Annotated in this window: 8 protein-coding genes; 6 read left to right on the top strand and 2 right to left on the bottom strand. The window is 74.4% G+C overall.

All coding sequences use genetic code 11. The annotated features are described in order from the left end of the window. Positions 1–97 precede the first annotated feature (97 nt). Positions 98–1,339 (bottom strand): DUF5919 domain-containing protein, encoded by a 1,242-nt coding sequence (locus PS271_RS23485; RefSeq protein WP_194960325.1) that lies wholly within the window; start codon positions 1,337–1,339, stop codon positions 98–100. 428 nt (positions 1,340–1,767) lie between these two features. Between PS271_RS23485 and glgX the strand changes: the two genes are divergently transcribed. Both glgX and treY read left to right on the top strand, forming a co-directional pair. After that, positions 1,768–3,894, top strand: a complete 2,127-nt coding sequence (glgX, locus tag PS271_RS23480) for a glycogen debranching protein GlgX (protein ID WP_398384367.1) — start codon at positions 1,768–1,770, stop codon at positions 3,892–3,894. A gap of 262 nt (positions 3,895–4,156) precedes the next feature. Continuing rightward, positions 4,157–6,586: a malto-oligosyltrehalose synthase gene (gene treY, locus PS271_RS23475; RefSeq protein ID WP_398384365.1), complete on the top strand. Its 2,430-nt coding sequence runs from the start codon at positions 4,157–4,159 to the stop codon at positions 6,584–6,586. Positions 6,587–6,674: 88 nt separating this feature from the next. Here the strand turns inward: treY and PS271_RS23470 are convergent, their stop codons facing one another. Then, on the bottom strand, positions 6,675–7,607 hold the full coding sequence (locus PS271_RS23470) for a LysR family transcriptional regulator (RefSeq protein ID WP_398384363.1): 933 nt from the start codon (positions 7,605–7,607) through the stop codon (positions 6,675–6,677). A gap of 92 nt (positions 7,608–7,699) precedes the next feature. On the opposite strand from PS271_RS23470, the gene lpdA reads away from it, so the two are divergent. From lpdA to PS271_RS23450, 4 genes are all read left to right on the top strand, one after another. Next, positions 7,700–9,148 carry a dihydrolipoyl dehydrogenase gene (gene lpdA / locus PS271_RS23465; protein ID WP_398384361.1) on the top strand — a complete coding sequence of 483 codons (1,449 nt, stop codon included), beginning with the start codon at positions 7,700–7,702 and terminating at the stop codon, positions 9,146–9,148. Positions 9,149–9,251: 103 nt separating this feature from the next. Beyond that, entirely contained in the window at positions 9,252–10,187 is a 936-nt protein-coding gene (locus tag PS271_RS23460) for a GNAT family N-acetyltransferase (RefSeq protein WP_398384359.1), read from the top strand. Between the two features lie 101 nt (positions 10,188–10,288). Further along, positions 10,289–12,049: a malto-oligosyltrehalose trehalohydrolase gene (gene treZ / locus PS271_RS23455; RefSeq protein ID WP_398384358.1), complete on the top strand. Its 1,761-nt coding sequence runs from the start codon at positions 10,289–10,291 to the stop codon at positions 12,047–12,049. Between the two features lie 79 nt (positions 12,050–12,128). Then, positions 12,129–12,419, top strand: a complete 291-nt coding sequence (locus PS271_RS23450) for a hypothetical protein (protein ID WP_398384356.1) — start codon at positions 12,129–12,131, stop codon at positions 12,417–12,419. Position 12,420: the final 1 nt, after the last annotated feature.

Genomic DNA, 12,420 nt, shown 5'->3' with positions numbered 1-12,420 from the left:
CCTTCGTGGTGCTTCCCCCGACTGGTCCCCAGCGTCGCACGACCCACTGACAGCGCCCCGCGGCGGCAGCCGTCACGACGGCCGTCAGGGGCAGCCGTCACGACACCGGACGGGAGTCCGCCCACACGCTCTCGAACTCTTCGCGGTACGTCTCGAAGAGCCCGTGCTCGGGCTCGCGCCCGTCGCGGACGACGGTGCCGCCGCCGCGCAGCACCAGCACGGGCGCCTCCATGCCGCGGGCCTTGCGCAGGTAGGACTGGACGACGGCCAGGCCGTCCGAGCCGTCGCCGTTGACGAGGTAGGCGGTGAAGCGGGGCGTCTCGTCGAAGACGCGGATCTCGAAGGCGGCGGTGTCCCGCAGCCGGTCGCGCACGCGCCGCATGTGCATGATGTTCATCTCGACGGACCGGCTCATCTCGCCCTTCTTGATCCCCAGCTCCCGCTCCCGGCGCCGCACGGCGCTGCTGGCGGGGTTGAGGAAGAGCAGGCGGGCCCGGCAGCCCGCCTCGGCGAGCCGGACGAGCCGGCGCCCCGAGTAGTTCTGGACGAGCAGGTTCAGGCCTATGCCGACGGCGTCGAGGCGGCGGGCGCTGCCGAAGAGGTCCTCGACGGGCAGCTGGCGCTGGAGCCGGACCCGGTCGGGGTGGACGCCCACGACGTCCGCGTAGCGGTCGCCGACGATGTCCTCGACGGCGTCGACGGGCAGCCGGTCGGCGGATCCGGCGCCGGAGCCGGTGCCGCCGCCGAGGATGGCGAGGAGGCGGCCGGCGGCCCGCTCGGCCTGGGCGAGGACGGTCTCGGACAGGGCGCGGTTGCGGGAGACGACGTTGCGCGTGACCTCCAGCTCGTCCAGCGCCAGTTCCAGCTCGCGCCGGTCGTCGAGGTAGGGCTCGAAGCAGGGCCAGTGCTGGACGAGGAGCTCGCGCAGCTGGGGCAGGGTGAGGAAGCTGAGGACGTTGTCATCGGCGGGGTCCAGCAGATAGCCCTTGCGGCGGCTGACCTCGCGCACCGCCACGGCCCGCTGCACCCACTCCTGCCCGGCGGGGCCGGCCGCTGCGACGACCCACTCGTCCTCTCCGTGCACCGGCTCGTAGACGGGCCGCAGCACGGCGGCGACGACGGCGCGCAGCCGCTGCTCGACGAGGTTGAGCCAGATGTAGGCACGCCCGGCGCGCCGGGCGCGGGTGCGCACCTCGCTCCACGCGTCGGCGTCCCAGTCCAGTGCGGCGCCGATCTCCACGGGGCGTGCCAAGGACACGGCGCCGGGAGGTGTGTCGGCCGAGCCGTCACCCCCGGGACTTCCGTCTCCAGGGGGCAGCTCCAGCCCGCCCGAGCTCACAGTGCACCGCCTTCCGCCCCCGTCCAACGATCAAGGCAGACTACTGCGCGGGCGGGAGGCCCTGCACCCGGACGCGGCCGCTCCCCCGTCAACTCTGCGGATCCGTTCGCCTGTTGTCCCGGGGCCCGGGGCGGGGAGTGAGCCGTTTCATAGCGGCGGGGGCGCAAAAGGCGCGGTGAGGGCCGTGCGGGCGCGCGTACGGGCGCGGTGGTGAGGGGGTTCCGCGGACGGTGCGGGCGGGGGCCGGGTCCCGCCGGGTCACCCGGTCGGACGAGCCGAAGAGAGCGGTGACGGCGCTCCTTTTGGGGAAGATCTGGCGAAAGGGCGGCCCGTCGGCTCCGATTGGGCGAGGATGCCGCTTCGGCCCGTACGCGCGCGAGACCACCGGTACGACAAGACCGGGGGACGACGGAAGAACGGAAGAGTCGATGCAGGTCTGGCCGGGACAGGCGTATCCCCTCGGCGCGACGTACGACGGCGCCGGCACCAACTTCGCGGTCTTCGCGGAGGTCGCCGAGCGGGTGGAGCTGTGCCTGCTGCACGACGACGGCTCGGAGACGGCGGTCGAGCTGCGCGAGAGCGACGCGTTCGTACGGCACGCCTATCTACCGGGGGTGATGCCGGGTCAGCGGTACGGCTTCCGGGTGCACGGCCCGTACGAGCCGGAGCGCGGCCACCGCTGCAACTCCGCCAAGCTGCTGCTCGACCCGTACGCCCGGGCCGTGAGCGGGGCCGTCGACTGGAGCGAGGCCGTCTACGGCTATCACTTCGGGCGGCCGGAGAAGCGCAACGACATGGACTCGGCGCCGCACATGATGACGTCGGTGGTGGTCAATCCGTACTTCGACTGGGGGGACGACCGCCCGCCGCGCACCGACTATCACCGCACGGTCATCTATGAGGCCCATGTGAAGGGCCTGACGATGCGCCACCCGGCGCTGCCGGAGGAGATCCGGGGCACGTACGCGGCGCTCGCCCATCCGGCGGTGCTGGAGCACCTGACGGAGCTGGGGGTGACGGCGATCGAGCTGATGCCGGTCCATCAGTTCGTCAACGACCACCGGCTGGTGGACGCGGGGCTGTCCAACTACTGGGGCTACAACACCATCGGCTTCTTCGCCCCGCACAACGCCTACGCCTCCTGGGGCGACCGGGGCCAGCAGGTGCTGGAGTTCAAGTCGGCGGTGCGGGCGCTGCACGCGGCGGGCATCGAGGTCATTCTGGATGTGGTCTACAACCACACGGCCGAGGGCAACCACCTGGGGCCGACGCTGTCCTTCCGCGGTCTGGACAACGCCTCGTACTACCGGCTCGCGGACGACCCGCAGTACTACATGGACACCACCGGCACCGGCAATTCCCTGCTGATGCGCAGCCCGCACGTCCTCCAGCTCATCATGGACTCGCTGCGGTACTGGGTGACGGAGATGCGGGTGGACGGCTTCCGCTTCGACCTGGCGGCGACGCTCGCGCGCCAGTTCCACGAGGTGGACCGGCTGTCGTCGTTCTTCGACCTGGTGCAGCAGGATCCGGTGGTCAGCCGGGTGAAGCTGATCGCCGAGCCGTGGGACGTGGGCGAGGGCGGCTACCAGGTGGGGAACTTCCCGCCGCTCTGGGCCGAGTGGAACGGAAAATTCCGGGATACGGCGCGGGACCTGTGGCGCGGTGAGCCGGCCACGCTCGCGGAGTTCGGCTCCCGCCTGACCGGCTCCTCCGACCTCTACCAGGGCGACGGCCGCCGCCCGCTGGCCTCCATCAACTTCGTCACCTGCCACGACGGCTTCACCCTGCACGACCTCGTCGCGTACAACGGCAAGCACAACGAGGCCAACGGGGAGGACAACCGCGACGGCGAGAACCACAACCGGTCCTGGAACTGCGGGGCCGAGGGGGAGACCGACGACCCCGGGGTGCTGGCCCTGCGCGAGCGCCAGATGCGCAACTTCATCGCCACGCTGCTGGTGTCCCAGGGCGTGCCCATGCTCAGCCACGGCGACGAGTTCGCGCGCAGCCAGCGCGGCAACAACAACGCCTACTGCCAGGACAACGACGTCTCCTGGGTGCACTGGCCGCACACCGACGACGCGTCCTCCACGCGTGCCCGCCGGATGCTGGCCTTCACCCGCGCGATGGTGTGGCTGCGCCGCGACCACCCGGTCTTCCGGCGCCGCCGCTTCTTCCACGGCCGCCCCGTGCAGGGCACGCACGACGAGCTGTCCGACATCGCCTGGTTCACCCACGAGGGTGAAGAGATGCGGGACAGCGACTGGCAGGCCGCCCAGGCCAAGTCCCTGACCGTCTTCCTCAACGGCGGCGCGATCTCCGAGCCGGGGCCGCGCGGCGAGCCGGTCGTTGACGACTCCTTCCTGCTGATGTTCAACGCCCACGACAAGCCGCTCGACTTCGTCGTCCCCGCCGACCACGGCAGGCAGTGGCAGGTCGTGGTCGACACGGCGAGCGCGGAGGGCGTGGAGACCAACGGCCCGAAGGTCAGCGCGGGCGACCACCTGACGGTGGCCGACCGCAGCCTGACGGTCCTCCAACGTCCGGCGTAGCTCCTGTACGCGACGGCTGACGCCGCTGCGCATTCCGCCGGACCCTCGCCGTGGGGGTACCTCGCCGTTGCGGCGGGCCTTTTTCATGCCGGACCGCCGCCATGCGAGGTTGCCGCGCCTGCGGCAACCTCCTTCCGCCGCGACGGCGCAACACCACGACGGCGGAGACCGGCGGTGCCGAAACCCGCCGTATGGTGGCCCGGCCCGGTCCGGGCAAATGGCCGCGGCTGCAAAGCCGCTCCGAGTGGGTACGTACGTTCCCATGAGGGACCCGCAGCGCAGCGCGCCTACCGCTACCTACCGGCTCCAGCTCCAGCCCGGCTTTCCGTTCCGGGCGGCCGAGGAGGCCGTGCCGTACCTGGCCTCGCTCGGGGTGTCGCACCTGCACCTGTCGCCCGTCCTGGAGGCCGTCCCCGGCTCCACCCACGGCTACGACGTGACCGACCACTCGGCCGTACGGGCGGAGCTCGGCGGCGAGGAGGGCCTGCGGTCGCTCTCGCGCACCGCCCGGCAGCACGGGCTCGGCCTCGTCGTCGACATCGTCCCCAACCACATGGCCGTGCCCGCGCCGGCGACGCTCAACGGCCCCCTGTGGGAGGTCCTGCGGGACGGCCCGGCCTCGCGCTACGCCCGCTGGTTCGACATCGACTGGGCCGAGCACGGCGGGAGGGTGCTCCTCCCCGTGCTGGCCGGGCCGCTCGGGGAGGAGCTGCACCGCTTCACGGTCGCGGGGCCCTCCGAGCCCGTCCTGCGCTACGGCGACCACGCGTTCCCGCTGCGCCCGGGCACCGAGCGGCTGCCGCTGCCCGAGCTGCTCGACGCCCAGTGGTACCGGCCCGCCTGGTGGCGCCTGGCCCGCACCGAGCTCAACTACCGGCGCTTCTTCACGGTCTCCGAGCTGATCGCGGTCCGCGTCGAGGACCCCGAGGTGTTCGCCGCCACCCACGGCAAAATCGTCCAGCTGCTGCGCGAGGGGGTGATCGACGGGCTGCGCGTCGACCACCCCGACGGCCTCGCCGACCCCGCGGGCTACCTGCGCCGGCTCGCGGAGGCCACGGACGGCCGGTGGACGGTCGTCGAGAAGATCCTCAGCGCCGAGGAGCGGCTGCCCGCCGACTGGCCCGTCGCCGGCACCACCGGCTACGACGCCCTGCGCCGCCTCGACGGCCTCTTCCTCGACCCGGAGGGCGCGGGCGCGCTCGGCGCCCGCTACCGCGACTTCACCGGCCTGCCGCCCGACCGCGGCGGCGACTGGCCCGCGACGGTGCGGCGCGCCGCGTACAAGGTGATCACCCACGAGCTCGCCGCGGAGTCCGAGCGGCTCGTCCGGACCGCCGGCCGGATCTGCGAGGGCTCCCACCGGCTGCGCGACACCGCGCCCTGGGCCCTGCGCACGGCCCTGCACGAGATCCTCGTCCGGCTGCCCGTCTACCGCCCCTACGCCGTGCCCGGCCGCCCGGTCGCCCCCGTGGACGCCGCCCTGCTCGACCAGGCCGCCCAGGACGCGCGCGGCGCCTTCGCGGTCCCCGAGGAGGCAGCCGCGGCCGAGGTGATCCGCGACGCGGCGCTCGGCCGCCTGGGGCAGGGCCCCGACCACCGGGACTTCTGCGCCAGGTTCGCGCAGACCGCCTCCGCGCTGCGCGCCAAGTCCGTCGAGGACACCGCCTTCTACCGGCACGCGCCCCTGCTGTCGGCCACGGAGGTCGGCGGCGACCCCGGCCGGCCCGCGGTCTCCCCCGAGGACTTCCACGCGTACTGCGCCCGCCTCCAGCGCGACTGGCCCGCGACCGGCACCGTGCTCTCCACGCACGACACCAAGCGCAGCGCCGACGTACGGGCCCGCATCGCCGCGCTCAGCGAATGCCCCGCGGAGTGGGGCGACCTGATGGAGCGGCTGGCGGCCGCGGAGCCCGGCGCGCCCGACCGGCACACGGCGTGGCTGGCCTGGCAGACCGCCTTCGGGCTCGGGCCGGCCGAGGGGGCCCTCAAGGGAACCGCCGAGGGGCCCGCCTCCGCGTCCCGGCTCGTCCCCGCCGTGCTGAAGAGCGTGCGCGAGGCGGGCCTGCGCACGACGTGGACCGAGCCGGACGCGCAGTACGAGGCGGCGGTCGAGGCGTTCGTCGCGGGCGGCCCGTGCGGCGCGGCCCGTGCCGCGCTCGCGCCCCTGGAGGACGCGCTGCGGCCGTCCGTCCGGGCCAACACGCTCGGCGCGGCCCTGCTGCACCTGACCATGCCGGGCGTCCCGGACCTCTACATGGGCACGGAGCGCGCGTACGCCGCCCTGGTCGACCCCGACAACCGGCGGCCGCCGGCCTTCCCCGCGGCCGGAGCCGAGGCCGCGGCCGGAGCCGGGGGCCTGTCCGCCGAGAAGCTGCACCTGACCCGCACCGTGCTGCGGCTGCGCCGCGAGTGCCCCGAGTGGTTCGGCGCGGGCGCCTCGTACGAGCCGCTGGCCGCCGACGGCCCGGCGGCCGGGCACTGCGTGGCGTTCGCCCGCGCCGGCGAGGCGGTCACCGTCGTGTCGCGGCTGCACCGCCGGCTCTCCCGGAGCGGGGGCCTGCACGAGACGGTGCTGGCGCTGCCGGGCGGCGGGCGGTGGCGCGAGGTGCTGACGGGGGCGCACTTCGAGGGGCGGGCCGTGCTGGCCGAGTTGCTGGAGCGGTGGCCGGTGGCGTTGCTCGTACGGGCTTGATTTCGACCGCGGGCCGTGCGTGGCTGGTCGCGCCCACGCGGCAGAGCCGCAGATCGACACCGCCCCGCGCCCCTTTGGGGCGCGAACCTCAGCCGGGCCGGGCTGCAGGAGCCCTGCCACCCGGCACGGGCACCGGCACCGACCCCGCGAACGCCAGCTCCCGGCAGAGCTCCACGAACGCCGCCGTGATCCCCGTCAGGCCGACGCGCGTGAACGCGGTCTGCTCGCGGCGCCACGGCCGGTCGACGGGGACGGTCACCGCGCCGGGCACGTCGCGCGCCATGTGCACGGGCGCGGCGACCAGCCCCATTCCGGCCACCGCCATCCGCACGGCGGTCGAGGAGTGCTCTGTCCAGACGGCCGTGCGGGGCGTGAAGCCGTCCCGCTCGCAGACCCAGTCCAGCCAGCGCTTGCCCTCCACGACCGGTTCGAGGGCGCAGCGCACCCAGTCGCGGCCGGCCAGCTCGGCCAGCGCGACCGGGTCCGTGCGGGCGGCGAGCGGGTCGCCGGCCGAGGTGATCACCATGATCTCCTCGTGGCCCAGGGGGACGACGGGCCCGTGCCAGCCCTCGGGGCGCGGCCCGACGGCGACGTCGGCGACGCCGCGCTCCATGTGGTCGCGCAGCTCCTCCGTGGTCGCGTACTCGTGGAGGTGGAGGCGGACAGCCGGGTAGGCGCGGCGCCAGCGCGCGAAGACGGGCGGCATCACGCCGACCGCGAGGGCGTGCAGCGAGGCGATGTGCAGTTCACCGCCGGCCGCCCCGGCCGCGGCCTTCGCCGCCCGGCGGGCCTGCTCGGCGCTGCGGACGGCGAGTTCGGCGTGCGGGAGGAAGGCGCGGCCCATGGGCGTCAGGCCGATGCCGCGGGGGCGGCGCTCCAGCAGCGGGCCGCCGACGTCCCGCTCCAGGGCCTTGATCTGGTGGGAGAGTGCGGACTGGGTGACGTTGAGGAGCTCGGCGGCGCGGGTGAAGGACTCCTCCTCGACGACGGCGACGAGGTACTCCATCTGCCGCAGGCTCATGGCCGGCCCCCTGCGCACTCATGAACCCAGGTCATGGGTTCCATCGAAACATTGCGTTGGACTCATAATTCCTGACGGCGCAGGGTGAAGTCATGCGCGAAACAGCCTTGCAGGAAACCCAGGTAACACAGGAAACAGACGTCATCGTGATCGGCGGGGGCACCGGCGGCTACAGCACCGCCCTGCGGGCCGCGGCGCTCGGCCTCGGCGTCGTCCTGGCGGAACGCGATCTGGTGGGCGGGACCTGTCTGCACCGCGGCTGCATACCCAGCAAGGCGATGCTGCACGCGGCGGAGCTCGTGGACGGCATCGCGGAGGCGCGCGAGCGGTGGGGCGTGAAGGCGACCCTGGAGTCGGTCGACTGGTCCGCGCTGACCGCGACCCGTGACGACATCGTCTCCCGCAACCACCGCGGCGTGGAGGGCCATCTGGCGCAGGCCGGCGTACGCGTGGTGCGCGGCTCCGCGTCGCTGACGGGCGCACGGAGCGTACGGATCGACTCGGGTGCGGACGCGGGCGCGCGGTGGACGGCCCGCCGGGGCGTCGTCCTCGCGACCGGCTCCAGGCCGCGCACGCTGCCCGGCCTGGAGCCCGACGGCGTACGCGTGGTGACCAGCGACGACGCCCTGTTCGCGCCCGGGCTGCCGGGCTCGGTGCTGGTGCTGGGCGGGGGCGCCATCGGCGTCGAGTACGCGTCCCTGCACCGCTCCATGGGCGCCGAGGTGACGCTCGTGGAGGCGGCGGACCGGCTGCTGCCGCTGGAGGACGCCGACGTGAGCCGGTATCTGACGCGGGGTCTGAAGAAGCGCGGCATCGACGTGCGGGCGGGCGCGCGGCTGGAGGACGCCGCCGTCCACGAGGGCGGGGTGCGGGCCACGCTCCGCACCGCCAAGGGCGACGTGCACACCGTGGAGGCGGAGCGGCTGCTGGTGGCCGTGGGCCGGGTCCCGGTCACCGACGGCCTCGGCCTCGCGGCGGCCGGTCTCACCCGCGACGCCCGCGGCTTCGTCCCGCCGGCCGACTGGTCGCGCCTGGAGACGGCGGTGCCGGGCATCCACGTGGTCGGCGACCTGCTGCCGCCGCCGTCGCTCGGCCTGGCCCACGCCTCCTTCGCGGAAGGGCTGCTGGTCGCCGAGACCCTCGCCGGGCGGGCGCCGCGGCCGGTCGACTACGCCGCCGTGCCGCGCGTCACGTACTCCAGCCCGCAGACCGCTTCGGTCGGCCTGACGGAGGCCGGCGCGCGCGAGCGCGGCTTCGACGTCGAGGTCAACTCCATGCCGCTGACGGCCATCGCCAAAGGCATGGTGCACGGGCAGGGCGGCGTGGTAAAGGCCGTCGCCGAGAAGGGCGGCGGCCGGCTGCTCGGCGTCCACCTGGTGGGCCCGCACGTCTCGGAGATGATCGCGGAGAGCCAGCTGGCCGTGGGCTGGGACGCGGAGGCCACGGACGTCGCCGAGCACATCCACCCGCACCCGACGCTGTCGGAGGCGGTGGGCGAGGTCATGCTGTCGCTGGCGGGGCGGGGGCTCCACCAGGTGTGACGGACAGCCGCGCGTGGCGAACGGACGTGTGAAGAAATCAGTGGACGGGCGGGGCCGGGTTCACAGACCCTCGGCGCACCGAATTCCCTTACGGAAGGACCCCATGACCGACCTGGTCATCCGCGCTCTCACCGCGCACGACACCGGCCTGTTCGCCTCCTTCGACGCCGTCTCCCCCGGCCCCGCCCTCGTCGGCAAGGGCGCCTTCGGCCACGCCTACGTGCCCGTCCACCAGGGCGGGGAGTACCGGCCGGACTGGACGTGGGTGGCGCTGCGCGACGGCAAGGTCGTGGCCCGCGCCGCCTGGTGGGGCGGGCCGGGCGACGAGACGCCCAAGGCCCTCGACTGGTTCGACTTCGCCGACGGCGAGGCGGAGACGGCCGCCCGGCTGCTGCGCACCGCGCCCCTGAGGTCCGAGTACTGCCTCATCGCCCCGCCCGGCTGGGGCGACCTGCCGGACGTGCGCGCCGCCGTCGAAGCCCGCGTCGCGGCCGCCGAGGCCGCCGGGATGCGGGTCCTCGTCGAGCGGTTCCGCTACGAGTGGACGACCGGCTGCCCGCTGCCGGAGCGTACGGGGCGGCTGGTCTGCCGACCCGAGCCGGACGACGCGGTCCTCCGTGACGTGCTCGGCCGCACCATGCACGGCACGCTCGACGCCCACGACTCCAGGAACGTCGCCGAACTCGGCCTGGAGGCGGCCGTCGACGACGCGATGGACTTCCTCGGCTGGCTGCCGTCGCCCCGCGCGTGGTGGAAGCTCGCCTACACGCCCGGAGGCGAGCTCGTCGGCATCCACATCCCCGCGCACAACCCGGCAGGGCCGTGCGTGGGCTACATCGGCGTCGTCCCCGGGCAGCGCGGCCGGGGCTACGCCTACGACCTGCTCGTGGAGTGCACGCACGACCTGGTGGACGAGGGCGCCGCCCGCATCGCGGCCGCCACCGACAAGGGCAACTTCCCGATGGCGGCGACCTTCGCGAGGGCCGGATACCCCGTCAGCCAGGAGCGCATCGACCTGGTCCCGCCCCGGGAGAACTGACCGGTTATGCCCCGGCGGGGTTGAGCGGTTACGCCCCGGAAGGGCTGAGCGCGGGGCACCATGGACAGCACTGCGGTCACCACGGCCGGAAGGAGCCGCCAGTGCTGTTCGAGGTGTGGGCGCCGCGGGCCGGGCAGGTGACGCTGTACGCCGGCGGCGGGGCGTACGCGATGGAGCCGGATCCGGCGCGGGCCGGCTGGTGGCGGCGGGAGGCGCCGGGCGAGGACGGCACCCGCTACGGCTTCGCCCTCGACGGCGGCCCCGTACGGCCCGATCCGCGCTCGCGCCGCCAGCCGGACGGGCCCGACGGGCTGAGTGCCGTCGCCGGTCCGGGGAGCTTCGCGTGGCGGCACGCGTGGGCGGGCCGGGGGCTGCCCGGGGCCGTCCTCTACGAGCTGCACGTCGGCACGTTCACCCGCGAGGGCACCTTCGACGCCGCGGCCGCGCGCCTGCCGCACCTGGTGGAACTGGGCGTCACCCATGTGGAGCTGATGCCCGTGTGCCCGTTCCCGGGCACACACGGCTGGGGGTACGAGGGCGTGTCGCTGTGGGCCGTGCACGAGCCCTACGGCGGGCCCGCGGGCCTCGCCCGCTTCGTGGACGCGGCCCACGCGCTCGGGCTCGGCGTCGTCCTGGACGTGGTGCACAACCACCTCGGCCCCTCCGGCAACCACCTGCCCGCCTTCGGGCCGTACTTCACCGACACCCACCGGACGCCGTGGGGCGCGGCCGTGAACCTCGACGCCCCCGGGTCGGACGAGGTGCGCGCGTATCTGACGGGCAGTGCGCTGGCCTGGCTGCGCGACTACCGGCTGGACGGGCTGCGGCTCGACGCCGTGCACGCCCTCGCCGACAACCGCCCCAAGCACTTCCTCGCCGAGCTCTCCGGCGCCGTGGACGCCCTGGCCGCGCGGCTGGGCAGGCCGCTGTTCCTCGTCGCCGAGTCCGACCGGAACGACCCGGCCACGGTGACGCCGCGCCGGGCCGGCGGCCTGGGCCTGCACGCCCAGTGGAACGACGACTTCCACCACGCCCTGCACGCCGTCCTGACCGGCGAGTCCCAGGGCTACTACGCCGACTTCGCCGCCGACCCGGCCGCGGCGCTCGGCAAGACGCTGCGGGGCGGCTTCTTCCACGACGGCACGCACTCCTCGTTCCGCGGCCGCCCGTGGGGCCGCCCCCTCGACCCGGCGGCCACCCCCGCGCACCGCCTCGTCGGCTACGCCCAGAACCACGACCAGATCGGCAACCGCGCCCAAGGCGACCGGCTCGCGGCCCGCCTCTCCCCCGGCCTGCTCGCCTGCGCCGCCGCGCTCGTCCTGGGCGGGCCCTTCACGCCCATGCTGTTCATGGGCGAGGAGTGGGGCGCCCGCACCCCCTGGCAGTTCTTCACCGACCACACGGACCCGCAGCTGGCCGAGGCGGTCCGCACGGGCCGCCGGCGCGAGTTCGCCGCGCACGGCTGGTCCGCGGAGCAGATCCCCGACCCGCAGGACCCGGCCACCCGCGCCGGCTCCTGCCTGGACTGGACCGAGCCGCAGCGCGAGCCGCACCGCGCCCTGCTGGACTGGCACCGCCGCCTGATCGCCCTCCGCCACGCCGAACCGGACCCGGGCCCGCTCTCCGCCACGTCCGTCACGGTGGGCCCCGGCGGCACGACGGTCCTGCGCCGCGGCACCCTGTGCACGGCCGTCAACCCGACGGCCGCCCCGGCCGCCCTGCCCCTGGGCACCCCCGGGCCGACCGAGATCCTGGCGGCCTGGCACCCCGTGCACCTCCCCGGCCCGGACGGCGTGCTGCACCTGCCGCCCGCGTCGGCGGCGGTGCTGCGTTGCGAGGGCCCGGCCCCGGAGAGACGCTGAAGGCGGGCGCATCCGCACCTCAGTGAGCGCGGAGCCGGAGCGCCGGGCGCGGTACGTCGCCCCGAGGGGACGAACCACCATGCGCACCTTGCTCAGGGCCCGGATGGACACCCGCACGTCCAACGAAGCCGTCAAGGACGGCACCATGGCGAAGATGATCGAAGAGCTCGTCCAGCAGCTCGAACCGGAAGCCGCCTACTTCACCGCGCTGGACGGCGGGCGCTCCTGCCTCATCGTCTTCGACATGAAGGACCCCTCACAGATGCCCGGCATCTGCGAGAAGTTCTTCCTGGCGGCGGAGGCCGAAGTCGAACTGCACCCGGTCATGAACCTGGACGACCTGAAGAAGGGCCTCGCGGCGCTCGGCTGAA

The organism is Streptomyces sp. SCA2-17 (genome assembly GCF_044336695.1).
Note: the sequence above shows the minus strand (reverse complement) of the source record. Positions and strands in the feature narration are given on the sequence as shown.

Excerpts from the sequence above, each read along its gene's own strand:
- treY (WP_398384365.1), top strand. The coding sequence starts at position 4,157 with ATGAGGGACCCGCAGCGCAGCGCGCCTACCGCTACCTACCGGCTCCAG.
- glgX (WP_398384367.1), top strand. The coding sequence starts at position 1,768 with ATGCAGGTCTGGCCGGGACAGGCGTATCCCCTCGGCGCGACGTACGAC.
- PS271_RS23450 (WP_398384356.1), top strand. The coding sequence starts at position 12,129 with ATGCGCACCTTGCTCAGGGCCCGGATGGACACCCGCACGTCCAACGAA.
- lpdA (WP_398384361.1), top strand. The coding sequence starts at position 7,700 with ATGCGCGAAACAGCCTTGCAGGAAACCCAGGTAACACAGGAAACAGAC.
- PS271_RS23460 (WP_398384359.1), top strand. The coding sequence starts at position 9,252 with ATGACCGACCTGGTCATCCGCGCTCTCACCGCGCACGACACCGGCCTG.
- PS271_RS23470 (WP_398384363.1), bottom strand. The coding sequence starts at position 7,607 with ATGAGCCTGCGGCAGATGGAGTACCTCGTCGCCGTCGTCGAGGAGGAG.